Genomic DNA, 24,091 nt, shown 5'->3' with positions numbered 1-24,091 from the left:
GTCACGCTAGGTCGGCCCCCGGACGCTGTCAACGATCCTCGCCGTCGGTGACGTTGAACGGGTCAGGTTCCGGCCGTGCGGCGCTCGAACACCACGTCGCGGGCCGTCTCCAGGGCCGTGGCCACCGCGCCCAGCAGCACGGCGTCCGTGCCGAGCCGGCTCGGCGCTATCCGCGGGCGCAGCGGGGTGAGCGTGCGCAGCCGCTCACGGACCGGCCGCAGCAGCAGCCCGGCGCTGCGGCCGAGCCCGCCGCCGAGGACGACCAGGTCCGGGTCGAGCACGGCGGCGGCCGCCGCCACCGTGTGCGCGATCCGCTCGGCCTCCAGCTCCACGGCCCGCACGGCGGCCGGCTGTCCCTGCCGGGCCGCGTCGAACACGGCCTTCGCCGTGAGCCGGCCGTTCATGCCGAACCGCCGGGCGGACTCGACCACGGCCACCCCGGCCACCGCGTCCTCCAGCCGTTCCGGCCTCCCCCGGCCGGGCCAGGGCAGGAAGCCGATCTCGCCGGCCAGCCCGTGGGCGCCCGTGAACAGCCGTCCCTCGCTGACGACGCCCATACCGAGGCCGGTGCCGATCAGGAGGTACGCGAAGAGCCGGCTGCCCGCGCCGGCGCCGTACGCGTACTCGCCGAGCGCGGCCAGATTGGCGTCGTTGTGCACCTCCAGGGGGAGGTCCAGCTCCTCGCGGATCCGGTCCACCAGCCCGGGGCGCCCCCAGCCCGGCAACTGTGCCGCGTACCGGACCCGCCGGTGCCGCTCGTCGTACACGCCGGGCGTGCCGAGCACCCCGTGCGCCATCCGGGCCGGGTCCGCGCCCGACTCGGCGATCGCCCGGCGGGCGGTGTCGACGACCAGGGCGGCCAGCGCGGCGGAGGTGCGGGCCGGGTTGCGCACGTCGGTCCGGGCGACGACCGTGCCGTCCAGGTCGGCGACCGCCACGCGCAGCCGGGCCCGGCCGATGTCCACGCCGAGGGCGTACCCGGCGGCCGGGTCGGGGGCGTACAGCACGGCGGTGCGACCGCGTTCGGGGGAGTGCGTGCCGGCCTCGCGCACCAGCCCGGCCGACTCCAGCGAGGCCAGGGCGCTGGAGACCGTCGGCTTCGACAGGCCCGTGTCCCGGGCCAGTTGGGCCCGGGAGGCGGCCCCCAGGGCGCGCAGCCGGTCCAGGAGCAGCCGCTCGTTGGCGCTGCGCAGGCGCCGGCGGCTCCAGGGCTGTTCCTGCGGCTCCGTGACCTCGCTGGCGGGCATCGCACCATTCTCGCGCATCCCCGGCGCCTACTTGACGCCTCTCGTAAGGCTCCTTAACTTTGTCCGCCGTCGGCCCCGCCGGGTACGGCGTGGTCCCGCGGCGTCAGGAGTCCCATGTCCGGCAGCCCGCCACCCACGGGTGGTTTCGTCCGTCGCGTCGGCCTGTTCCAGGCCACGGCGATCAACATGAGCCAGATGTGCGGCATCGGGCCGTTCGTGACGATCCCGCTGATGGTCGCCGCGTTCGGCGGTCCCCAGGCGGTCACCGGGTTCGTCGCGGGCGCGATCCTTGCCCTGTGCGACGGGCTGGTCTGGGCGGAGCTGGGCGCCTCGATGCCCGGCTCCGGCGGCAGTTACGTCTATCTGCGCCAGGCCTTCCAGTACCGCACCGGACGCCTGCTGCCGTTCCTGTTCGTGTGGACGGCGATGCTGTTCATCCCGCTGATCCTGTCCACGGGCGTGGTCGGCTTCGTGCAGTACCTGGGCTACCTCGCCCCCGGCCTCGGGCCGGCCGCCGGCGACCTGACCGGCCTCGCCGTCATCGCCCTGGTCGTCCTGCTGCTCTGGCGCGGCATCGAGCGCATCGCCCGCATCACCCTCGTCATGTGGGCCGTGATGATCGCCTCGGTGCTCCTGGTGATCGCCGCCGCCGCGACCGGCTTCAGCCCGCACCGGGCCTTCGCCTACCCGGCGCACGCCTTCGACCCGACGAGCGGCCACTTCTGGCCGGGGTTCGCGGCGGGCCTGACCATCGGCGTCTACGACTACCTCGGCTACAACACCACCGCCTACCTGGGTGCCGAGATCAAGGACCCCGGCCGCACCCTGCCGCGCTCCATCGTCCTGTCCGTCCTCGGCATCATGGCGATCTACCTGCTGCTCCAGATCGGCACCCTCGGCGTCGTCGACTGGCACCGCATGACCGACCCCCACGACATCGCCTCCACCTCGGTCGCCTCCGCCGTGCTGGAGGAGACGTGGGGCAGGGGGGCCGCCGACACGGTGACGGTGCTGATCCTGGTCACCGCGTTCGCCTCCGTGTTCACCGGGCTGCTCGGCGGCTCCCGGGTGCCCTTCGACGCCGCCCGCGACGGCGTCTTCTTCCGGCCGTACGCGCGGTTGCACCCCCGGCACCGCTTCCCGCCGGTCGGTCTCGCGACGATGGGGGTGATCACCGCGGTGGGCTTCCTGATCGGCCGTCACACCGACCTGCTCACCCTGATCCAGTTGCTCACCACGGTCATGGTCGTCGTCCAGGCGCTCGCCCAGATCGTGGCGCTGGGCGTGCTGCGCCGCCGGCGGCCGGACCTGCGGCGCCCGTACCGGATGTGGCTGTACCCGCTGCCGGCCGTCGTCGCCTTCGCGGGCTGGTGCGTCGTCTACGGGTACGCCGACCGCAACTCCCCGGGCCGCCGCCCCGTCGAGTGGTCGCTGGCCTGGCTCGCCCTGGGTTGTGCGGCCTTCGTGGCCTGGGCGTGGCGGGAGCGGGTGTGGCCGTTCGGTGAGAAGGAGATCAGCGAGGAGTACGCCGCCCTGGAGGCGAGCGCCGGCTGAGGCGCCGGCCGGCGTGCGGGAGGCCGGCCCGCCGTCGCGGACCGGCCCCGTCGCACGCTTCGCCCTTTTCTCTACGGCCTGGGTCCGCTCCTCGCCGCCGTACCGGCGCAGACCAGTCCGAGGACGAGGGCCAGGGCACCGATGACGACGTTGTTGATGATCATGCCCGTGTCCGGGGCGCGGCCCACGATCCACGGCGCGATGATCATCCAGACACCCATGGCGCACATGGCCCAGCTCAGGCCGTACATGCGCTCGGGGGCCCGGGTGAATCCGAGCGCCAGCAGCCCTATCGCGATGCCCATGATCAGGTTGTGGGTCGCGAGGGCCGGCTGGTTCGCCGTGTAGTGCAGGATCCACGGGGAGGCGGCGCAGTACAGGCCGAGCAGGAACACCGGCCCGTCCACGAGCGCCACGTCACGACCGTCGAGCATGCGGGCGTAGCGCGCCTGCATCTCGGGGACATCGGGGTGGCTCCTCATGTCACCCCTGTGCGAGACGTCGGCCATGGTTCGTCTCCTTCGGCTCTGCGGCCAGACCCGCGTCTGGCGCGGTGTGCGGTTGAGCGCCGCAGAATCCAGTTTGCACTTATCTCGCGCTTATGTGTAGAGATGCCCGGGATTGTTCACACCGTCGCCGGTCTGCTCCTCCAAGCTGCTGCGCAAACGATGCAGACCCCGGCGCGCATAGCTCTTGACCGTGCCCAGCGGCCACCCGGTCCGCTCCGCGATCTGCGTCTGGGTGAGGTCCTCGTAGTAGGCGAGTCGCAGGACGCGCTGCTGGGGCGCGGGCAGCCGGGCCAGTTCGCGACCCACGAACACGCGGTCCAGGGCCGCCTCGGGGCGCTCGGCACCGAACCCGTCCGGCGGCAGCACCGCGCCCGCCGCCGCGACCAGTTCGCCGCGGCGCGTCCGGGCGGAGAGCGCGTCGGCGATCTTGCGGCGGGTGATGCCGACGATCCACCCGGCCACCGTGCCGCGGTCGGGCCGGAAGCCGGCGCGGCCCCGCCAGACACCGAGGAACACCTGCTGGGTGACGTCCTCGGCCTCGGCGGCGTCGCCCAGCGTGCGCCAGGCCAACGAGTGCACCAGCCCCGCCCAGCGGCGGTGGACCGCGGCGAGGCAGGCCTCGTCGCCCGCCACCAGGCCGCGGGCGAGTTCCTCGTCGGTGAGCGGCGCCCCGGCGGGCGGCCACGGCGGCGGGCCGGCGGACCGGTCGGCCGGGGCCGCGGTGCGGGGCGCGACGGCGGTCGAATGCGGGCTCATGGCGACGGCTCCTTCGCGTCGGACGGGACGGGGGCCCGACGGGCCGCGCCGTCCCTGCGTGCCGGTGTGCTCCGGGGCGCGCTCCGGGTGTTCATCGTGTGAGTCCGCGGACCAGCGGGACAACTTGCATCGTTTCTGCGTCGTATGGACGGCGTAGGGTCGTCCCATGACCGCGACCGACCCCGTGGGAACGCCGGGGACCGACCGGACGGCGCAGCGCGGCCGGACCGGTCGCACCCCGGCCTCCGAGCCGGGGCTGACCACCGGTGCGCTGGCCCGCCGGCTGGGCGTATCGCCCACCACCCTGCGTTCCTGGGACCGCCGGTACGGCATCGGCCCCGCCGCCCGCGCCGACGGCCGGCACCGCCGGTGGACCGCCCGGGACGTGACCATGCTGGAGGCGATGTGCCGGCTCACCGCGTCCGGGGTGCCGCCCGCCGACGCCGCCCGGGCCGCGAAGGAGCGGGCGTACCCGCCGGCACCGCGCCCCCCGGCCGCCGGCGCGCCCGCCCCCGCACCGCCCGCCGTCCCGGCCGCCCCCACGGCGACCGACGCGGACGCCCCGTCACCCGGTGCCGCCCGGCAGGAGGGCCGCGGCCTCGCCCGCGCCGCCGTCCGGCTGGACGCGGCCGCCGTCGGCGAGCGGCTGGAGGCCGCCGTGGAGCGGTACGGCGTCGTGGTGGCCTGGCAGGACGTGATGCTGCCGACCCTGCACGCGGTGGGCCGCCGGTGGGAGTCGTCGGGGGACCGGTACGTCGAGGTGGAACACCTGCTGTCCTGGCAGGTGTCCACCACCCTGCGCCGGCACACCCGGCAGCCCGTGGCGCCGGCCGACCCCACGGGCGCCGGCCCCGTCCTGCTGGCCTGCGTCCCCGGTGAGCAGCACACCCTCCCGCTGGAGGCGCTCAACGCGGCACTCAGCCGGCTCGGCGTCCCCACCCGCATGTTCGGTGCCGCGGTGCCGGCGGACGCGCTCGTCGCGGCGGTACGGCGACTCGGCCCGGTCGCCGTGGTGCTGTGGGCGCAGGCCCGCTCCACCGCGAGCCTGCCGCTCGCCGAGCACGTGGCCGCCATGGAGTGGGGCGTCAAGGGGGCCCGCGCGCAGCCGCTGGTGATGCTCGCCGGCCCCGGCTGGGCCCGGCCCGCGCCCGGGACGGTCCGGCCGGCCGCCCTGACCGAGGCCCTGGCCGCCCTGGCCGCCGCGTACGGCGCCGCCCCGCCCACCGGTCCCGCCTGAGCGGTGGCGGACCGGGCCGTGGCGGGTCAGCCGGCCCCGGCGGCGAGGTCGCGGTCGCGGGCGCGGCGGAAACGGGACAGGCCCTCGGCCAGTCCCACCACCGGGTCCGGGTAGTCGCCGGTGCGCGCCCGCTCCGCGGCGCCCAGCTTCCACGGCTCGTGCACCGCCGCGCCCGCGACCTCCCGCAGCTCCGGCACCCAGCGGCGCACGTACGCCCCGTCGGGGTCGTGCCGCCTGGCCTGGGCGACCGGGTTGAGGACCCGGTTCGGGCGGGTGTCGGTGCCGGTGCCCGCGACCCACTGCCAGTTCAGCTGGTTGTTGGCCAGGTCGCCGTCGACCAGCAGCCGCAGGAAGTGGCGGGCGCCTACACGCCAGTCGACGTACAGCGTCTTGGTGAGGAAGCTCGCCGTGAGCAGGCGGGCGCGGTTGTGCATCCACCCCTCGTGCAGCAGCTGGCGCATCGCCGCGTCGATCACCGGATAGCCGGTGCGGCCCCGGCGCCACGCCTCGATGTCGTCCCACGCCGTGCGCTCGGACCGCCAGTGGTCGTGCTTGGTGCGGTAGTCGGCGGCGGCCACGGCGGGCCGCGCGGCCAGCAACTGGCGGTGGAAGTCCCGCCAGGCGATCTGCCGGACGAACGCCTCCGCGCCCGGCCCGCCCGCCAGGCGCGCCCGCCGCACCACCTCGACCGGGGAGAGGGTGCCGAAGTGCAGGTGCGGCGAGAGCCGGGACGTCGCGTCCCCGGCCATGTCGTCGTGCCGGTCCTCGTAGGCGGCGACGCCCGAGCGCAGCCAGGCGGTGAGCCGCTTCCTGCCCGCCGTCTCACCGCCCTCGGCTAGCCCCGGCGACAGCCCCGGCAGCGCTGCCCGCGACGGCAGTTCCTCCGAGCCGATGCCCGGCGGGACGCGGACCGCGCGCGGCGCGTCCCGCACGTCCCGCACGTGCTGCGCCGACCACTGCCGGAAGTACGGCGTGAACACGGCGAAGTGGTCGGAGGAGGCCGGGGTCACCGCGCCCGGCGTCACCACGGTGGTCACCGTGTCGTGGACGTGCAGCCGCCGCCCCTCCGCCTCCAGGGCCCGCCGCAGCCGTCGTTCCCGCCGGTGGGCGTAGGCGCTCACGTCGGCCGCCAGGTGGACCTCGTCGGCGTCCGCCTCCGCCGCCACCCGGCACACCTCCTCCACCACGTCGCCGGAGCGCACCACCAGGCGCCCGCCCCGCCGGCGCAGCCCCGCGTCCAGGTCCCGCAGGCAGTCGGCCAGGAACGCCAGCCGGTTGGGGGCGGCGAAGCCCGCGCCGTCGACCCCGGTGTCCCGGACGAACAGCGGGACGACCTGACGGGCGCCCTCCAGCGCGGCCCGCAGGGGCGGATGGTCGTACAGGCGCAGGTCGGCGGTGAACAGGACGACCGAGACGTACATGGCGCGGCTCCGGAGGCGAGAGGTGCGGACGCTGGCGGTTCCGGTGCGGCGGGCGCGGCGGATGCGCCGTCAGCGGGTGACGGCGGCGGTCCGGCGGGCCGCCGCCCGCGCGATGTTGCGGGCCATCCCGCCGAACACCACGGCGTGGAAGGGTGAGACGCTCCACCAGTAGGCGTGGCCGAGCAGCCCGCGCGGATGGAACAGTGCCCGCTGGCGGTACCGGCTGCGGCCGGTGCCGTCGGGTTCCGCGTACATCTCCAGCCAGGCCAGCCCCGGCAGCCGCATCTCCGCCCGCAGCCGCAGCAGGTGGCCGGGCTCGATCTCCTCCACCCGCCAGAAGTCCAGCGAGTCACCGACCCGCAGCCGCTGGGCGTCCCGTCGGCCGCGCCGCAGCCCGACCCCGCCGACCAGCCGGTCCAGCCAGCCGCGCAGGCTCCAGGCGAGCGGGAAGGAGTACCAGCCGTTCTCCCCGCCCACGCCCTCGATCACCCGCCACAGCTCGTGCGCCGGCGCGGCCACCGCCGCGTCCCGGTGGTCGGTGTAGAGGCTGCCGCCCGCCCAGTCGGGGTCGGTGGGCAGCGGATCGCTGGGCGCGCCGGGCACCGCGGCGGACGACCAACGGGTGGTCACCCGTGCCTCGCGCACCCGGCGCAGGGCCAGCCGCACCGCCTCGTCGACGCCGAGCGGCCGCCCCGGCGGGAGGGGCACGTACCGCTCGATGTCGTGCTCGTGGCAGACCACCTCGTGGCGCAGCGACTCCGTCAGCGGGCGCGCCAGGGACGCGGGGACGGGGGTGACGAGTCCCACCCAGTGGCTGGACAGGCGGGGGGTGAGGACCGGCACGGACACGATGAGCCGCCGGGGCAGGCCGGCGGTGCGCGCGTACCGGCGCATCATGTCGCGGTACGTCAGCACGTCCGGCCCGCCGATGTCGAAGGCGCGGTTGACGTCGTCGGGCAGGGTCGCGCTGCCGACCAGCAGGCGCAGCACGTCGCGGACGGCGATGGGCTGGATCCGGGTGTGCACCCAGCTGGGTGTGATCATCACCGGCAGCCGCTCCGTGAGGTAGCGCAGCATCTCGAAGGAGGCCGAGCCCGAACCGATGATGACGGCGGCGCGCAGCACGGCGGTCGGCACGCCCGAGGCCAGCAGGATGCGGCCGACCTCCGCCCGGGACCTCAGGTGCGGGGAGAGTCGCTCCTCGGGCACACCGGCCGGGGTCAGGCCGCCGAGGTACACGATGCGGCGGACCCCGGCCGCCTTCGCCCGCTCCCCGAACACCTGGGCGGCGCGCCGGTCGGTCTTCTCGAAGCCGCTGCCGGTGCCCAGCGCGTGCACCAGGTAGTACGCCACGTCGACGTCCCGCATCGCCTCGGCGACCGAGTCGGCGTCGGTGACGTCCCCGCGCACCACCTCCGCCTCGCCCGCCCACGGGTGGTCGCGCAGTTTGCCGGGGGAGCGGGCCAGACAGCGCACCCGGTACCCGGCGGCGAGCAGTTCGGGCACCAGCCGGCCGCCGATGTAGCCCGTGGCTCCTGTCACCAGACAGCGGAGCCCGCCCGCCGAGTCGTCGTCGTTCATCGCTTCCAGGTCCTCCGTGTCGGTGGCCCCCCGGTAGATGCCTTCCCGCCGGGCCGCGTCCGCGGATGCGTGTCCTTCTATAGGCTGATCACGTGGCGACAGCGGACGACCGGGAACGGCATGCCGGACCGCCGCAGGCACCGGCCCCGGACCTGCGGTCCTTCGCCGTGCACCTGCGCCGGACGAACGGTGAGATCAACCGGCTGGTGCACACGTTCGCCGGGGCCCACGGGCTGCACGCCACCGACGTACAGGCCCTGGCGGCCGTGGTGGACGCCGAGGAGCCGATGACGCCGAGCCGTCTGCGCGCGCACCTCGGTCTCACCTCCGGGGCGGTCACCGCCTGTCCGGACCGGCTGGAACGCGCGGGCCACGTCCGCGGGGTACGGGAGAGCGCCGACCGGCGTGTGGTCCACCTGTACCACGCCGACGGCGCCCGGGCGGCGGCCCGCGCCCACTTCCGGCCGCTCGCGGAGGCGACGGAGGCCGCCCGGTCGCGGTTCGGCCCCGAGGAGCTGTCGGCGGCGCTGCGTTTCCTCGTCGCGCTCGACGAGGAACTCTCCCGCATACGCTGACCCCCCGTGACGGGCCGCGCGTGCCGGCCCGCCGGGGGCGGTCCCGCATCCGCCGACCCCGCGGGAGCGGAACCGGCAGGTGTCCGCCGTGGGATCACGGCAACCGTATGACTCGATGATCGAGACGGTCGGTCATCGAGGTATCCGCCTCCCCGAGCCAGGAGTGAGATGGCCGCCCCTTCCCTCCGCACCACCCGCCTGCTCCTCCCCTTCGCCCTGCTCGCCGTCTGGCTGGCCGTCGGCGCCTTCCTGGGCCCGTTCGCCGGCCGCCTGGGCGAGGTCTCCACCAACGACCAGGCCGCCTTCCTGCCGCGCAGCGCCGAGTCCACCCGGGTCGTCACCGAACAGCGCGCCTTCCGGCAGCGGGAGACCCTGCCCGTGATCGTCGTCTGGACCGGCGACGGGGGCGGCTCCGTGAGCCGGCAGCGGCCCGCCGCGACCGCCGCCCTCGCCTCCCTCGCCCGGACCCCCGGCGTGGCCGGCCGGACCTCACCGGCCCTGCCCGCCGCGGACGGCCGAGCCCTCCAGGGGGTCGTTCCGCTCCGCCCCGACCTGGGGAAGGAGCTGCCCGCCACGCTCGACCGCATCCGCGCCGCCGCGGACCGCGTACCGGGCACCACCGCCCAGCTGGCCGGCCCCGCCGCGACGCAGGCCGACCTCGGCCACGCCTTCTCCGGCATCGACGGCCTGCTCCTCGGCGTCGCGCTCGCCGCGGTCCTCGTCATCCTCGTGCTCGTCTACCGCAGCCTCCTGCTGCCCTTCGTCGTCATCCTGAGCGCCGTGTTCGCCCTCGGGCTGGCCTGCGCGCTCGTCTACGCCCTCGCCGACCACGGCCTGGTCCGCGTCGACGGCCAGGTGCAGGGCATCCTGTCCATCCTGGTGATCGGCGCGGCCACCGACTACGCCCTCCTCTTCAGCGCCCGCCACCGCGAGGAACTCACCCGGCACACCGACCGGTTCGCGGCCACCCGGGCGGCGCTGCGCCGGTCCTGGGCACCCATCACCGCCAGCGCCGCCACCGTCGCCCTCGGCCTGCTCGCCCTGCTCCTCAGCGACCTCACCAACAACCGGGCGCTCGGACCGGTCGGCGCCCTCGGCATCGGCTGCGCCCTCCTCAGCGCCCTCACCTTCCTGCCCGCCGTGCTCCTCCTCCTGGGACGCGGCGCCTACTGGCCCACCCGGCCCCGGGCCACCGACGGCACGGACGGCGCCCACGGACTGTGGCAGCGCGTCGCCGGCGTCGTCGACCGCGCACCGCGCACGGTGTGGGCGAGCTGCCTCGTCGCCCTGCTGGCCTGCGCCGCCTTCGCCCCCACGCTGGCCTCCAGGGGCGTCCCGCTCTCCGAGACCTTCGTCGACGACGCGCCGTCCGTCGCCGCCCAGGACACCCTCGACCGGCACTTCCCCGGCGGCTCGGGCAACCCGGCCGTGGTCATCGCCGACGCCGCGCGGCTGCCCCGGGTGCTCGCCGCTGCCCGGCACACCGACGGCGTAGCCTCCGCCGGCGCGGTGAGCGCCTCCGGCCGGCCCGGCGCCGAGCCCCTGGTGGCCGGCGGCCGCGTCCGGGTCGACGTCACCCTGCGCTCGGCGGCGGACAGCGACGACGCCACGGACACGATCGCCCGGCTGCGCGACTCGGTGCGGGCGGTCCCCGGCGCACACGCCGTGGTCGGCGGCTACACCGCCCAGCGCTACGACACCCTGCGCACCGCCGAACGCGACCGGACCCTGATCGTCCCCGTCGTCCTGGGCATCATCCTGGTGATCCTGGCGGGGCTGCTGCGCTCCCTGCTGATGCCCGTCCTGCTCGTGGCCAGCGTCGCGGTCAATTTCCTGGCCACCCTCGGGGTCTCCGCCCTGGTCTTCCATCACGTGTTCGGCTTCACCGGCACCGACCCGTCCGTCCCGCTGTACGGGTTCGTCTTCCTGGTCGCCCTCGGCGTCGACTACAACATCTTCCTCATGTCCCGGGTGCGCGAGGAGTCCCTGCGCCACGGCGTGCGGCAGGGCGTCACCCGGGGACTGGTGTCGACCGGCGGGGTGATCACCGCGGCCGGCGTGGTGCTGGCGGCGACCTTCGCCGCCCTCGGTGTCATCCCGCTGGCCTTCCTGGCCCAGATCGCGTTCATCGTCGCCTTCGGCGTCCTGCTCGACACGCTCGTGGTGCGCTCCCTGCTGGTGCCCGCCCTGGTGCGGGACATCGGCCGCCTCGCCTGGTGGCCCGGCCGGCTGAGCCGGCGGCCCGCCGCGCGCGAGGCTCCGCGGACCGAGCGGACGGTGGACGAAGTCCGGTGACATGCCCTCGCCGATCCGGGGCAACAGAAGCGGTACAACATGTACATTCCGTTCGGGTCAGCGACGCAGGAGGTGGCCGCCGTGATGAGTGCCAAGGTGTTGGAGCGTTTCCCCGCAGGGTCTCCGCGGGGATCGTGGCCGGCGGAGGAGTACGCGGCGGCCCGGCGCGCCGAGGGTGAACCGGCCACCGTGGTCATGGACCTGAAGTCGGACGCCTTCCTCGTCGTGGTCGACGGCCAGGAGGACGACGGCCGCGTCTGAGGCGGCCCTCACTCCCGGGTCAGCTCCCGCGCCCGCCGCACGAACGCGGTGTGCAGGTCCTGGGCGGCCTGCGGAACCGACTCCGCCCGCCGGCGCTGGAGCACCAGCAGCACCCGGGTGGTCCCGCCGGCGAGCGGCCGGTACGTGATCGTGCCGGACCGCTCCAGCGGGTCCCCGACGACACTGAAGTCCGGCAGCACCGTCGCCCCGAGCCCCTCCGCGACCATCAGCTTGCCCATCTCCGCACCGTCGGTCGAGTACGAGAACACCGCGCTCCGCCCCGCAAGCAGCCGGTGCACATAGCGGTGCATCACGTACCCGGCCCGCATCGCGATCAGCGGCACGCCCAGCAGGTCGTCCACCCCGATCACCGGCAGCGCCGCGAGGGGGCTGTCCGGGCGCAGGCACACCACCGGTCGCCCGCGCAGCAGTTCCGTGCCCTCCATGCCGGCCGGCACGTCGTCGCCCTCCAGATGGTTGACGAGACCGAGGTCGAAGCCGCCCTCCGCCAGCCCGCGCCGGATGTCCGTCTGCTGGGCGCCCACCACCTCCACCTGGGTCACCGGATGCGTGGCGCGGAACTCCCGCAGCACGGGGATCAGCAGCGGCACGGTCGCCGCGTTGACCGTGCCCACGCGCACCATACGGCTGATGCGGTGCTGCTCACCGGCGGCCGCCCGCAGCCGGTCGACCGCCTCCAGCACGCTCACGATGTGCGGCAGCAGCTCCCGGCCCGCCCCGCTCATCGTCGCGCCCGACCGCTTGCGCTCCAGCAGGTCGACCCCGAGCTCCCGCTCCAGGTTCCGCACGGTCTCGCTCAACGCGGGCTGCGACAACCGCAGTTCCTCGGCCGCCCGCCGCAGTGAGCCGAGTCGGGTCACGGCCGCGATGTATTCCAGCTGTTCCGTCCGCACCGCCGCAGAATGCGTGGCCGGCGACATCCTGTTCAAGGGTTCCCCTGTCACACCTTCGTTAAATTCAATGGTCCGCGATACGAGACCGGTCGGGTTTACCTTGACGGCCATATCCGGCTGCTGCCACGATCGACGGCATGACGATGCGACTGGACCTCACGCGGCGACGCCATGTCGACCTCGCGCGCGTCTCCAGCGCCTCCTGTTGCCCCGCGGTCTGATCCGCCGCGCTCTCCCCGCCCCACCGGACCTCTCCGGCACGCCCGAATTCCCGCGCCCCCTGGCGCCCGGAATTCCGCATGCCCGAAAGTCCTCGCGCATTCCCCGCAACAGGAGTTCCGCATGCCCGCAGCGCCCCTGCAATTCGCCTACTGGGTCCCCAATGTCAGCGGGGGACTCGTCACCAGCACCATCGAACAGCGCACCGACTGGGGGTACGACTACAACCGCCGGCTCGCCGTGCTCGCCGAGAACAACGGATTCGAGTACGCGCTCAGCCAGGTCCGCTACATGGCCGGTTACGGCGCCGAGTACCAGCACGAGTCCACCAGTTTCAGCCTCGCTCTGTTGCTGGCCACCGAACGGCTGAAGGTCATCGCCGCCGTCCACCCCGGCCTGTGGCACCCGGGTGTCCTCGCCAAACTCGGCGCCACCGCCGACCACCTCTCCGGCGGCCGCTTCGCCGTCAACGTCGTCTCCGGCTGGTTCAAGGACGAGTTCACGGCGCTCGGCGAGCCCTGGCTGGAGCACGACGAACGCTACCGCCGCTCCGAGGAGTTCATCACCGCCCTGCGGAAGATCTGGACCGAGGACCACACCGAACTCGCCGGTGACTTCTACCGGCTGCGCGACTTCTCCCTCAAGCCCAAACCGCTCAACACCCCCGAGCGTCCGCACCCCGAGATCTTCCAGGGCGGCAACTCCACCGCCGCCCGCCGGATGGCCGGCCGCGTCTCCGACTGGTACTTCTCCAACGGCAAGGACTTCGACGGCGTCACCGAACAGCTCCGGGACGTCCGCGCGTCCGCCGCGGAGTCCGGGCGCCCCGCACCGAGGTTCGGGCTGAACGGCTTCCTCATCGCCCGCGACACCGAGGCCGAGGCCCACGACACCCTGCGCGAGATCGTCGCCGGGGCCGACACCGAGGCCGTCGAGGGCTTCGGTGCCGCCGTACGCCAGGCCGGGCGGTCCACGTCCGACGGCAAGGGCATGTGGCAGGACTCCACGTTCGAGGACCTGGTCCAGTACAACGACGGCTTCCGCACCGGGCTCATCGGCACACCGGAGCAGATCGCCGAACGCATCGTCGCCTACAAGAGGCTCGGCGTCGACCTGTTCCTCCTCGGCTTCCTGCACTACCACGAGGAGGTCGAGTACTTCGGCGAGCGCGTGCTGCCGCTCGTACGCGAACTCGAGGCCGGAGTGCCGCACACGGCCGACGGGCCCGAGATCGTGCCCGCGCACGTCTGACCCTCCCCCCACCTTCCGCACCGCACCCCGCGAAAGAGGTCGCCGCAGCATGAGCACCGCCCCCCGCACCGACTGGACCACCGGCCCCGCCCCGCGCACCGCCGAGGAGTGGATCGCCCGCGCCACCGAGGTGGCCGCCGTCCTCGCCACCGACGCCGCCGCCCGCGACCGGGCCGGCGCCACCCCGCACGCCGAGATCCGCCTGCTGAAGGACTCCGGCCTCGTCACCCTGCTCGGCCCCACCGAGCACGGCGGCGCCGGCCAGGAGTGGCCCACCGCCTACCGCGTCGTCCGCGAGGTCGCCAAGGCCGACGGGTCGATCGGCCAGCTCCTCGGCTACCACTACCTGTGGTTCTGGGCCGCGCGCCTGGTCGGCAACCGCGAGCAGTGGGAGCAGGTGGAGGCCGAGGCCTCCCGCGACCGCTGGTTCTTCGGCGGAGCCGTCAACCCGCGCGACAAGGACGTCACCGTCACCGAGGACGGCGACGACCTGGTCTTCACCGGACGCAAGTCCTTCTCCACCGGCAGCAAGATCTCCGACGTCACCGTCCTGGAAGGCGTCCTGGACGGCACCGACCAGCACGTCTTCGCCATCGTGCCCTCCGACAGCGAGGGACTGACCTTCCACGACGACTGGGACAACATCGGCCAGCGCCTCACGGAGAGCGGCGGCGTCACCCTCGACGGCGTCCGCACCCCGTGGTCCTCGGCGGCCGGCTACGTGGACAAGCGGTTCCGGCCGCGCGTCTACAACACCCTCAACGTCCCCACCATCCAGCTCGTCTTCGTCAACTTCTACCTGGGCATCGCGGCCGGCGCGCTGGAGACGGCCGCCACCTACACCCGCACCAAGGCCCGGTCCTGGCTGCACGGCGGCCACGAGCGGGCGGTCGACGAGCCGTACGTCATCGACATCTACGGCGACCTCACCGCCAAGCTGTGGGCGGCCGAGGCGCTCGCCGACGCCGTCGCCGCCGAGGGGCAGACGCTGCACGACGACCCGGACGCGGTCACCGAACGCGCCCGCGGCGAGTTCGAGGTCCGGGTCGCCGCGGTCAAGGCCCGCGCCACCGACGTCGCCCTGGAGATCACCACCCGCATCTTCGAGGTCACCGGCGCCCGCTCCACCGCCACCACCGAGGGACTGGACCGCTTCTGGCGCAACGTCCGCACGCACACCCTGCACGACCCGGTCGCCTACAAGCGCCGCGAGGTCGGCCGCTGGGTCCTCGAAGGCGAACTGCCCGAACCCACCTGGTACTCCTGACCGACTTCCCCTCCGGGCGCCCGCACCAGCGCGGGCGCCCGGCGCACCCGAAGGAACGAGGCACCCATGGCCACCGTCCTGTCCGTCTCCGGCAGCCCCTCCGCCTCCTCGCGCACCGGCCGCCTGCTGCGCCACCTGGACCAGCGGCTCATAGCCCAGGGCCACGAGGTGATCCCGCTCGACGTGCGCACCGTGCCGGCCGAGGCCCTGCTCGGCGCCGACTTCCGGCACCCCGCCATCGTGGCGGCCACCGAGCTGTTCGCCCGCGCCGACGGCGTCGTGGTCGGCACCCCCGTCTACAAGGCGTCGTATTCCGGCGTCCTCAAGGCGCTGCTGGACCTGCTCCCGCAGCACGCCCTGGCCGGCAAGACCGTGCTGCCGCTCGCCACCGGCGGCTCCACCGCCCACGTCCTCGCCATCGACTACGCCCTGCGCCCGGTGCTGAACTCCATGGGCGCCGCGCACATCGTCCAGGGCTGGTTCACCCTCGACAAGGACATCACCGTCCGGGAGGACGGCTCGGTGGCCGTCGCGCCCGCCACCGAGGAGGCCCTCGGGCAGGTGGTGGACCAGTTCGCGGCGGCCCTGGGTCGCACCCCGGTCCTGGCGGCGGCGAGCTGACCCCCATGACCGCACACGTCATCGCCGACCAGGCGGAGGCACTCGCCGTCGCCGCGGCCCTGGCCGACGAGTTCCGCGCCGGGGCCGCCGCGCGGGACGCCGAGCGCCGGCTCCCGCGCGCCGAACTGGACCGGCTCTCCGCGTCCGGGCTGCTGGCCGTCACCGTGCCCGCCGAGCACGGCGGCGCGGACGTCGGCGCCGGGACCCTCGCGGAGATCTTCCGGCTGCTCGGCTCCGCCGACGGCAGCCTCGCCCAGATCCCGCAGAGCCACTTCGTCCACGTCAACGTCATCCGCCGTCAGGGCACCGACGAACAGCGGAAGTTCTTCTTCGCGGAACTCCTCGCCGGCCGCCGCCTCGGCAACGCCCAGTCCGAGGCCGGCACCCGGCACGTCCAGGACATCCGCACCCGTCTGGCGCCCCGGGCGGACGGGTCCTACCTCCTGCCGGGCGTCAAGCACTACAGCACCGGTGCCCTGTTCGCCGACTGGATCCCGGTACTGGCCCGCGCCGAGGACGACAAGCTGCACGTCGCCTACGTCCCCCGGGACGCCCCCGGCCTCACCGTCGTCGACGACTGGGACGGCATGGGCCAGCGGACGACCGCCAGCGGCACCGTCCGCCTCGACGGCGTCCCCGTGCCCGGGGACCGGGTCCTGCCCCACCACCTCACCTTCGAGGGACCGCAACTGCACGGCGCCGTCGCCCAGTTGCTGCACGCCGCCATCGACACCGGCATCGCCGGCGGTGCACTGGCGGAGGCGGCCCGGTTCGTCCGCACCACCAGCCGCCCCTGGTTCGAGGCCGGCGACGGCAGCGCCACCGACGACCCGCTGCTCGTGCAGCGCTTCGGCGAACTCGCCTTGGAACTGCGCTCCGCCGAGGCGCTGCTGCGAGAGGCCGCCCGTGCGGTCGACGCGGCCCGCGCCCGGCTCACCGACGACTCCGCCGCCGAGGCGTCCATCGCGGTGGCCGCCGCCAAGGTGCGGGCCGCCCGGGCCGCCGTGGAGGTGGCGAGCGCCCTGTTCGAGGTGGCCGGCACCCGCGCGGCCCTCGACTCCCTCAACCTGCACCGCCACTGGCGGGACGCCCGCACCCACACACTGCACGACCCCGTGCGCTGGAAGATCCAGCACATCGGCCGGTACGTGCTCACCGGAACCCGGCCGCCCCGGCACGGCCTGCTCTGATCGGAGACCCCCACGTGCCCCTCACCTTCCACTGGTTCCTGCCCACCAACGGCGACAGCCGCCATGTCGTCGGCGGCGGCCACGGCACCCCGGCGACCGCATCCGGCCGGGACCGGCCGCCCACGGTCGCCTACCTGAGCCAGATCGCCCGCGCCGCCGAGGACCTCGGCTTCGCCGGCGCGCTCACTCCGACCGGCGCCTGGTGCGAGGACGCGTGGCTGACCACCGCCATGGTCAGCCAGAACTCCGAACGGCTGAAGTTCCTGGTCGCCTTCCGGCCCGGCTCGGTCTCCCCGACCCTCGCCGCCCAGATGGCGTCCACGTTCCAGCGCCAGAGCGGCGGACGGCTGCTGCTGAACGTCGTCACCGGCGGCGAGAGCCACGAGCAGCGGGCCTACGGCGACTTCCTCGACAAGGACGCGCGCTATCGCCGTACCGGTGAGTTCCTGCACATCGTGCGCCAACTGTGGGAGGGCGGGAGCGTCGACCTGCACGGGAAGCACCTCCAGGTGGAGGGCGCGAAGCTGAGCCGGGTGCCCGATCCGGTGCCCGAGGTGTACTTCGGCGGCTCCTCGCCCGCCGCCGGGGAGGTCGCGGCCCGGTACGCCGACGTGTACCTCACCTGGGGGGAACCCCCGGCCCAGGTCGCCGAGAAGATCACCTGGATACGGAAGCTGGCCGCCGAGCACGGCCGTACCCTCCGTTTCGGCATCCGGCTGCACGCCATCACCCGGGACACCTCCGAGCAGGCCTGGGCGGAGGCGGACCGGCTCCTCGCCGGCTTCGACCCCGAGACGGTACGGGCCGTGCAGACCGGGCTGGCCCGCAGCGAGTCGGAGGGCCAGCGGCGCATGCTCGCCCTGCACGGCGGCAGCCGGGAGGGCCTGGAGATCCACCCCAACCTGTGGGCCGGCATCGGGCTGGTGCGCGGCGGCGCCGGCACGGCCCTGGTCGGCAGCCACGACGAGGTCGCGGAGCGCGTCAAGGAGTACCACGCCCTCGGCATCGACGAGTTCGTCCTCTCCGGCTACCCGCACCTGGAGGAGGCGTACTGGTTCGGCGAGGGCGTCCTGCCCCGGCTCGCCGCGCAGGGCCTGTGGGCACACCCGGACGCCGGCGGCCGCACCGCCACCACGGCCCAGGTACCGTTCGCGAGCTGACCGCCCCGGCGGGGCCGGCGCACGCGGTCGGCTCCGGTGTCCGTCCGCCGGTTGTGCGGGGAGTCGCGTCCGACGTGCACGACCGGCTCGCCGAACTCGTCCTGCGCGGCGGCGGGGTCCACGACGTGGTGGCTGCCGTCTCCCAGGTGTGTGTCCGCGCCCGGGGCGGTGCGCGGTGTGACGGTGCCGCCGGTGGGTGGCACGCGTGCGCTGCGCCGCCCACGGCACCGCGCCGCTCGTCGCCTCGCGCCCTGCCGGCTGGCGCACGCGGTGGGCTCCGTGTCCGTCCGCGGGTTGTGCGGGGAGTCGCGTCCGCGACGGGGGCGGTGCGCGGTGTGACGGTGCGGCCGGTGGGTGGCACGCGTGCGCTGCGCCGCCCAGGGGGACCGCGTCTCTCGTCGCCTCGCGCTCTTCCGGCTGGCGCACGCGGTCGGCTCCGGTGTCCGTCCGCCGGTCGTGCGGGGAGTCGCGTCCGCGCCCGGGGCGGTGCACGGTGTGACGGTGACGCCGGTGGGCGGCACGCGTGCGCTGCGCCGCCCACGGGGACCGCGCCGCTCGTCGCCTCGCGCCCTGCCGGCGGGCCACGCGGTCGGCTCCGTGTGCGCCCGCTGGCCGCCCCGGGGAGTCGCGTCCGCGCCCGGGGCGGTGCGCGGTGTGACGGTGCCGCCGGTGGGTGGCACGCGTGCGCTGCGCCGCCCACGGGGACCGCGCCGCTCGTCGCCTCGCGCCCTGCCGGCGGGCCATGGGGAAGGGTCGCTGCTCGCCGCCGCGGCCCCGGCGTCCCGGTCCTCCCGGGGGCGGTCGTCACCGGTGCCGGGTCCGACAGGGACGCGCACCGGTGCCTCCCGTGCCGCTCGGTCGCGCGACCGTCCCGTACCTCCCGCGAGTGGCGCCGCGCGGCCGGGCCCCGGGACGCTCCTCCTCGTCCACGGACACCGCTTCCGGGGAGATTTTCGGTGGGCGCAGCGCGCGGTGCCGGGCCCGGGGCCGCGCGCTCGTGTAGGAGGTGACTCGGAGCTCGACACGGGTCCGACGCCTAGGAGGACGTCATGAACCACTACCTGCTCAGCGTGGTCCAGCCGGCCGGCGGGACCCCGCCCGGTCCGGAGGCGCTCGCCGGGATCATGCGCGACGTCGAGGCGTTCAACGACGAACTGCGCGCCGCGGGCGCCTGGGTCTTCGCGGGCGGCCTGCACGGCCCGGAGACCGCGACCGTGCTCCGCCCGCGCGACGGTGACGTGCTCGTCGCCGACGGCCCCTACGCCGGGGGCGAGGAATACCTGGGCGGCCTGTGCCTGATCCGGGCGGCCGACCGGGACGAGGCCCTGGAGTGGGGCCGAAGGGCCGCGTTGGCCACCGGCCTGCCCATCGAGGTACGGGCCTTCGTGGCCCAGCACTGACCGCTGTGACCCTCGTCATGATGGGGCGGCGACGGAATGAACTTCAGGTCATGAAAGGTTGGCCTTTACATCCGAACCGCACCGAGCCGGCCGGACCCGGCCCCGGGCCGCCCCGGCCCGCGCATCCCAGCGAGGCACCCGTGAACCAGTCCCTGCCCGAGCAGCCCGCCGACGTCGTGGCCCGGCTGCGCGCCACCTTCCGGACCGGCCGCACCAAGTCCGTCCAGTGGCGCACCGGCCAGCTCCGTCGGCTGCGCGCGATGCTCACCGAGCGCGGTGCCGACCTCGCCGCCGCCCTCCACGCCGACCTCGGCAAGAGCTCCACCGAGGCCTACCGCACCGAGATCGACTTCACGGTCCGCGAGATCGACCACACCCTGGACCACCTCGACGAGTGGCTGCGCCCGGAGCCCGCCCCCGTCCCCGCGCACCTCGGCGCGGACACCACCGCGTGGACGCAGTACGACCCGCTCGGCGTCGTCCTCGTCATCGCCCCCTGGAACTATCCCGCGCAGCTCCTGCTCGCCCCCGTGGTGGGCGCCCTGGCCTCCGGCAACGCGGTCGTCGCCAAGCCGAGCGAACTCGCGCCGGCCACCTCCGCCGCGCTGGCCGAGCTGATACCGGCCTACCTGGACACCGACGCGGTCGCCGTCGTCGAGGGGGGCGTCCCGGAGACGACGGCCCTGCTGGCGGAGCGCTTCGACCACATCTTCTACACCGGCAACGGTGCCGTCGGCCGCGTCGTCCTGCGGGCCGCCGCCGAGCACCTCACCCCGGTCACCCTGGAACTCGGCGGCAAGTCACCGGCGTTCGTGGACCGGGGCACCGACCTCGACGTGGTCGCGGACCGGCTCGCCCGCGGCAAGTTCCTCAACGCCGGCCAGACCTGCGTCGCCCCCGACTACGTCCTGACCGGCCCGGAGACGGCCCCCGCCCTGGAGGCCGCGCTGGTCCGCGCGGTCGAGGCGCTGTTCGGCGCGGACCCCGCGCTCTCGCCGGAGTACGGCCGGATCATCAACGAGCGCCACTTCGACCGGCTGTCCGCCCTGCTCGGCTCCGGCCGCGTCGCCGTCGGCGGCACCCGCGACCGGCCGGCCAGGTACATCGCGCCCACCGTCCTCGCGGACGTCGACCCGGGCTCGCCCGTCATGCGGGAGGAGATCTTCGGCCCGATCCTCCCCCTCGTCACCGTGGCCGGTCTCGACGAGGCCATCGCTTTCATCAACGACCGCGACAAGCCGCTCGCCCTGTACGTCTTCAGCGAGTCCGGGGCGACCCGCGGGCGCATAGCCGCCGAGACCTCCTCCGGCGGCCTGGGACACGGTCTGCCCCTGGCCCACCTCACCGTCTCCGACCTGCCGTTCGGCGGGGTGGGGGAGAGCGGCATGGGCAGCTACCACGGCCGCTACTCCCTCGACACGTTCAGCCACCGCAAGGCGGTCCTGGCCAAGCCGCTCGGCTGAGACCCCGCCGGGCACGGGTGTGCGAGACTCCGCCGATGATCACGGACACGGTCACCGCGGCAGACTCCGGCACGTTCACCCTCGGCGACCTGCCCGTGAACCGCGTAGGCCTCGGTGCCATGCGGCTCACGGGCAGCGCCCCCTTCCACCTGGGCACCCCCGGCGACCGGGCGCGTTCGATCGCCGTGCTGCGCACGGCCGTCGAGCTCGGCGTGAACCACATCGACACCGCCGCCTTCTACTTCTCCTCCCTGCGCTCCGCCAACGAACTCGTCAACACCGCCCTCGCCCCGTACGCCGACGGCCTGGTCATCGCCACCAAGGTGGGACCCTTCCGCGACCAGCGGGGCGAGTGGGGGACCTCGGCCCGGCCCGACGAGCTGCGCGGCCACGTCGAGGAGAACCTGCGCCAGCTCGGCTGCGACCACCTCGACCTGGTCTACCTGCGCCGCACGGGGCAGGACTCCATAGCCGAGCACTTCGGCGCGCTCGCCGAACTGCGCGAGGCCGGCCTCATCCGCCACCTGGGCATCTCCGCCGTCGCCCCCCGGCACCTGACCGAGGCGCTGGAGATCGCGCCCGTGGCCGCCGTACAGAACCGGTACTCCCTGGACGCCGCCGGTCCCGAGGGCGACGAGCTGCTGCGGATGTGCGCGGAGCGGGGCATCGCCTTCGTCCCCTATTACGCCGTCGCCGGCAAGGGCGGCGAACGCGGTGCCGCCGAGGCACGCCAGGACGAGGAGCTGCTCGCCGTCGCCCGGGCGCACGGAGCGAGCCCCACCCAGGTCCGCATCGCCTGGACCCTGCACCGGGGCCCGCACGTCCTCGCCGTCCCCGGCACCGGCGACCCCGCCCACCTGGTGCAGAACATCGCCGCGGGCGCCCTCCGGCTGACCGGCGCGGAAGTGGCCCGGCTCGACGCCCTGCGCACGTCGGGCCACTGACCGCTCCACCGGCACCGGGGGCGCTACCGGCCCGCCGGACGGGCCCGCGTCACCGCGGGTGCGGGCCCGTCACCACGGGCCGTCCCCCGCCCGCGGTGACGCGCGTAGAACAGGGACTGGCGTCCGTCGGGTTTTACGTATAACCTCACCCGCTAACCACCCCCGCCGGAAGGTCACGATGCGCCGTATCGCCCTGGTCACCCTCGTCGTCGACGACTACGACGAGGCCGTCCGCTTCTACACCGAGGCCCTGGGCTTCCGTCTCGCCGAGGACGCCCCGCGCCCCGACGGCTCCCGTTGGGTCGTCGTGGAACCCGGCGGCGACGGCTCGGGCACCGGACTGCTCCTGGCCCGTGCCAAGGACGCCGGACAGCGGGCCCGGGTCGGCGACCAGACCGGCGGCCGTGTCGGTTTCTTCCTGCACACCGACGACTTCGCCCGCGACCACGCCCGGATGACCGCCGCGGGCGTCACCTTCCTGGAGGAGCCGCGCGAGGAGCCGTACGGCACGGTCGCGGTCTTCCGCGACCTGTACGGCAACCGCTGGGACCTGCTCCAGCCCGTCGCCTGACCGCCCGGCGACGGCCGGCACCCGCCCCGACGCTTCCGCACCCCTGTCGAACCACCTGCCGAGGAAAGCCCTGCCATGACCGCGTCCCCTGTCGACACCGAGACCCTCCGCCGGCTGCCCAAGGCCGTCCTGCACGACCACCTCGACGGCGGCCTGCGCCCCGCCACCGTCGTGGAGCTGGCGGAGGCGGTCGGCCACACCCTGCCCACCACCGACCCCGACGAGCTGGCCGCCTGGTACTTCGAGGCCGCCAACTCCGGCGACCTGGTCCGCTACATAGCCACCTTCGAGCACACCCTCGCCGTCATGCAGACCCGCGAGGGCCTGCTGCGCACCGCCGAGGAGTACGTCCTCGACCTGGCCGCCGACGGCGTGGTCTACGCCGAGGTGCGCTACGCGCCCGAGCTGAACGTCAACGGCGGCCTGACGCTGCCCGAGGTCGTGGAGACGGTCCAGGAGGGCCTGGCGGCGGGCATGGCCAAGGCCGCCGCGGCCGGCACCCCCGTCCGGGTCGGCACCCTACTGTGCGGCATGCGGATGTTCGACCGGGTCCGCGAGGCCGCCGACCTGGCGGTCGCCTACCGCGACGCGGGTGTCGTCGGCTTCGACATCGCCGGCGCCGAGGACGGCTTCCCGCCCGCCGACCACCTCGCCGCCTTCGAGCACCTGCGCCGCGAGAGCGTGCCCTTCACCATCCACGCCGGCGAGGCGCACGGCCTGCCCAGCATCCACCAGGCCCTCCAGGTGTGCGGCGCGCAGCGCATCGGTCACGGCGTACGCCTCACCGAGGACATCGTGGACGGCAAGCTCGGCCGCCTCGCCTCCTGGGTCCGCGACCGCCGGATCGCGCTGGAGATGTGTCCCACCTCCAACCTCCAGACCGGCTGTGCCACCTCCATCGCCGAGCACCCGATCACCGTCCTGAAGGACCTGGGCTTCCGGGTCACGCTGAACACCGACAACCGTCTGGTGTCGGGCACGACGATGACCCGCGAGATGTCCCTGCTGGTCGAGCAGGCCGGCTGGACCGTCGAGGACCTGCGCACGGTCACGGTGAACGCCCTGAAGAGCGCGTTCATCCCGTTCGACGAGCGCAAGGCCCTCATCGAGGACGTGGTGCTGCCGGGTTACGCCGCCGCGCTCTGAAACAGTCCCCTCAGGTAGGCGGCCTGTCCGACGTGCTGGAGATCGTCGGACAGGACGCTCACCAGGCGGGCGCCCAGCGTGACCGGGGGGTCCCAGCCCTCGTCCACGACCCGTTCCAGGTCCTTGGCGGCCAGGGAGCGCAGGGCGTCGAGGGTCTGCGCGTGGACGGCGTCGTGGTAGCCGGTGAGCAGATCGGCCGACTCCACCCGCACCTTCGCCACGTCGGCGGCACTGTGCCCGTAACCGGTGTCGTGCCGCGGCAGGCCGAGCCCGAACCGCTTCTCCCAGTCCTGGGAGAGCCACACCTGGTCGAGGCCGAACGCGTCGGCGACGTGGTCGTCCTGCACCCGGGTCAGGTGCCAGACGAGCCAGGCGATCGTGTTGGCGTCCGGGGCCGGCCGGTGGTGCAGCCCGTCCGGGCCCAGACCGTCGAGGACGGCGTGGACTTCTTCCTGGATGCGGCCGTAGCCGTCGATGAGGATGTCCTTGGCATGCATACCGTCCACCCT

Annotated in this window: 23 protein-coding genes; 16 read left to right on the top strand and 7 right to left on the bottom strand. The window is 74.5% G+C overall.

Annotated elements, in window-relative coordinates:
* Window positions 1-62: 62 nt before the first annotated feature.
* On the bottom strand, window positions 63-1,247 hold the full coding sequence (locus tag ACIQVT_RS24915) for an ROK family protein (protein WP_403758047.1): 1,185 nt from the start codon (window positions 1,245-1,247) through the stop codon (window positions 63-65).
* A 114-nt stretch (window positions 1,248-1,361) separates the two neighbouring features.
* Between ACIQVT_RS24915 and ACIQVT_RS24910 the strand changes: the two genes are divergently transcribed.
* Window positions 1,362-2,801 (top strand): APC family permease, encoded by a 1,440-nt coding sequence (locus ACIQVT_RS24910; RefSeq protein ID WP_403758044.1) that lies wholly within the window; start codon window positions 1,362-1,364, stop codon window positions 2,799-2,801.
* Window positions 2,802-2,872: 71 nt separating this feature from the next.
* On the opposite strand, the gene ACIQVT_RS24905 is transcribed toward ACIQVT_RS24910, so the two are convergent.
* Window positions 2,873-3,310, bottom strand: a complete 438-nt coding sequence (locus tag ACIQVT_RS24905; protein ID WP_403758040.1) for an SPW repeat protein — start codon at window positions 3,308-3,310, stop codon at window positions 2,873-2,875.
* Between the two features lie 90 nt (window positions 3,311-3,400).
* Window positions 3,401-4,066, bottom strand: coding sequence for a sigma-70 family RNA polymerase sigma factor (locus tag ACIQVT_RS24900; protein ID WP_403758037.1), 666 nt, complete (start codon window positions 4,064-4,066; stop codon window positions 3,401-3,403).
* Between the two features lie 166 nt (window positions 4,067-4,232).
* Between ACIQVT_RS24900 and ACIQVT_RS24895 the strand changes: the two genes are divergently transcribed.
* Window positions 4,233-5,303, top strand: a complete 1,071-nt coding sequence (locus ACIQVT_RS24895; protein ID WP_403758034.1) for a MerR family transcriptional regulator — start codon at window positions 4,233-4,235, stop codon at window positions 5,301-5,303.
* Between the two features lie 26 nt (window positions 5,304-5,329).
* Here ACIQVT_RS24895 and ACIQVT_RS24890 read toward each other — a convergent pair whose 3' ends face one another.
* Window positions 5,330-6,724: a cryptochrome/photolyase family protein gene (locus ACIQVT_RS24890; RefSeq protein ID WP_403758030.1), complete on the bottom strand. Its 1,395-nt coding sequence runs from the start codon at window positions 6,722-6,724 to the stop codon at window positions 5,330-5,332.
* Window positions 6,725-6,793: 69 nt separating this feature from the next.
* Entirely contained in the window at window positions 6,794-8,305 is a 1,512-nt protein-coding gene (locus tag ACIQVT_RS24885) for an SDR family oxidoreductase (protein WP_403758027.1), read from the bottom strand.
* A 92-nt stretch (window positions 8,306-8,397) separates the two neighbouring features.
* Here ACIQVT_RS24885 and ACIQVT_RS24880 point away from each other — a divergent pair, with 92 nt between their 5' ends.
* From ACIQVT_RS24880 to ACIQVT_RS24870, 3 genes are all read left to right on the top strand, one after another.
* Window positions 8,398-8,880, top strand: coding sequence for a MarR family winged helix-turn-helix transcriptional regulator (locus ACIQVT_RS24880; RefSeq protein ID WP_403758024.1), 483 nt, complete (start codon window positions 8,398-8,400; stop codon window positions 8,878-8,880).
* A gap of 168 nt (window positions 8,881-9,048) precedes the next feature.
* Window positions 9,049-11,175: an MMPL family transporter gene (locus ACIQVT_RS24875; protein WP_403758021.1), complete on the top strand. Its 2,127-nt coding sequence runs from the start codon at window positions 9,049-9,051 to the stop codon at window positions 11,173-11,175.
* An 84-nt stretch (window positions 11,176-11,259) separates the two neighbouring features.
* Window positions 11,260-11,436: a hypothetical protein gene (locus ACIQVT_RS24870; protein ID WP_403758017.1), complete on the top strand. Its 177-nt coding sequence runs from the start codon at window positions 11,260-11,262 to the stop codon at window positions 11,434-11,436.
* Window positions 11,437-11,444: 8 nt separating this feature from the next.
* Here the strand turns inward: ACIQVT_RS24870 and ACIQVT_RS24865 are convergent, their stop codons facing one another.
* On the bottom strand, window positions 11,445-12,350 hold the full coding sequence (locus tag ACIQVT_RS24865; RefSeq protein ID WP_403758014.1) for a LysR family transcriptional regulator: 906 nt from the start codon (window positions 12,348-12,350) through the stop codon (window positions 11,445-11,447).
* A 137-nt stretch (window positions 12,351-12,487) separates the two neighbouring features.
* Here ACIQVT_RS24865 and ACIQVT_RS24860 point away from each other — a divergent pair, with 137 nt between their 5' ends.
* The 11 genes from ACIQVT_RS24860 (at window position 12,488) to ACIQVT_RS24810 (ending at window position 23,582) form a co-directional block, all read left to right on the top strand.
* The gene (locus ACIQVT_RS24860) at window positions 12,488-12,571 is read left to right on the top strand and encodes a putative leader peptide (protein WP_353758244.1); all 84 of its coding nucleotides are present in this window, start codon (window positions 12,488-12,490) and stop codon (window positions 12,569-12,571) included.
* A gap of 121 nt (window positions 12,572-12,692) precedes the next feature.
* A complete protein-coding gene (gene sfnG / locus ACIQVT_RS24855; RefSeq protein WP_403758011.1) occupies window positions 12,693-13,820 on the top strand; it encodes a dimethylsulfone monooxygenase SfnG in 1,128 nt (375 codons plus the stop codon).
* A 49-nt stretch (window positions 13,821-13,869) separates the two neighbouring features.
* Window positions 13,870-15,087: an acyl-CoA dehydrogenase family protein gene (locus ACIQVT_RS24850; RefSeq protein ID WP_403758008.1), complete on the top strand. Its 1,218-nt coding sequence runs from the start codon at window positions 13,870-13,872 to the stop codon at window positions 15,085-15,087.
* Window positions 15,088-15,153: 66 nt separating this feature from the next.
* Complete coding sequence (ssuE, locus tag ACIQVT_RS24845) at window positions 15,154-15,708, top strand: NADPH-dependent FMN reductase (protein WP_403758005.1); 555 nt, start codon at window positions 15,154-15,156, stop codon at window positions 15,706-15,708.
* Window positions 15,709-15,713: 5 nt separating this feature from the next.
* On the top strand, window positions 15,714-16,898 hold the full coding sequence (locus tag ACIQVT_RS24840) for an SfnB family sulfur acquisition oxidoreductase (protein WP_403758002.1): 1,185 nt from the start codon (window positions 15,714-15,716) through the stop codon (window positions 16,896-16,898).
* A gap of 14 nt (window positions 16,899-16,912) precedes the next feature.
* The gene (locus ACIQVT_RS24835; protein WP_403758000.1) at window positions 16,913-18,058 is read left to right on the top strand and encodes an LLM class flavin-dependent oxidoreductase; all 1,146 of its coding nucleotides are present in this window, start codon (window positions 16,913-16,915) and stop codon (window positions 18,056-18,058) included.
* A gap of 1,049 nt (window positions 18,059-19,107) precedes the next feature.
* Window positions 19,108-19,458 (top strand): YciI family protein, encoded by a 351-nt coding sequence (locus ACIQVT_RS24830; protein ID WP_403757995.1) that lies wholly within the window; start codon window positions 19,108-19,110, stop codon window positions 19,456-19,458.
* Window positions 19,459-19,598: 140 nt separating this feature from the next.
* Window positions 19,599-20,921 carry an aldehyde dehydrogenase family protein gene (locus tag ACIQVT_RS24825; protein WP_403757992.1) on the top strand — a complete coding sequence of 441 codons (1,323 nt, stop codon included), beginning with the start codon at window positions 19,599-19,601 and terminating at the stop codon, window positions 20,919-20,921.
* A gap of 35 nt (window positions 20,922-20,956) precedes the next feature.
* Window positions 20,957-21,865 carry an aldo/keto reductase gene (locus ACIQVT_RS24820; RefSeq protein WP_403757989.1) on the top strand — a complete coding sequence of 303 codons (909 nt, stop codon included), beginning with the start codon at window positions 20,957-20,959 and terminating at the stop codon, window positions 21,863-21,865.
* Window positions 21,866-22,043: 178 nt separating this feature from the next.
* Window positions 22,044-22,436, top strand: coding sequence for a VOC family protein (locus ACIQVT_RS24815; RefSeq protein WP_403757984.1), 393 nt, complete (start codon window positions 22,044-22,046; stop codon window positions 22,434-22,436).
* A gap of 75 nt (window positions 22,437-22,511) precedes the next feature.
* A complete protein-coding gene (locus ACIQVT_RS24810) occupies window positions 22,512-23,582 on the top strand; it encodes an adenosine deaminase (protein ID WP_403757981.1) in 1,071 nt (356 codons plus the stop codon).
* Here ACIQVT_RS24810 and ACIQVT_RS24805 read toward each other — a convergent pair.
* Window positions 23,564-24,079: a DinB family protein gene (locus ACIQVT_RS24805; protein WP_403757977.1), complete on the bottom strand. Its 516-nt coding sequence runs from the start codon at window positions 24,077-24,079 to the stop codon at window positions 23,564-23,566. The two genes, ACIQVT_RS24810 and ACIQVT_RS24805, sit on opposite strands and share 19 nt — an antisense overlap.
* Window positions 24,080-24,091: the final 12 nt, after the last annotated feature.

Source organism: Streptomyces sp. NPDC100445 (assembly GCF_044759735.1).
Taxonomy (GTDB): domain Bacteria; phylum Actinomycetota; class Actinomycetes; order Streptomycetales; family Streptomycetaceae; genus Streptomyces.
This window is presented reverse-complemented; position numbering and strand designations above follow the sequence as displayed.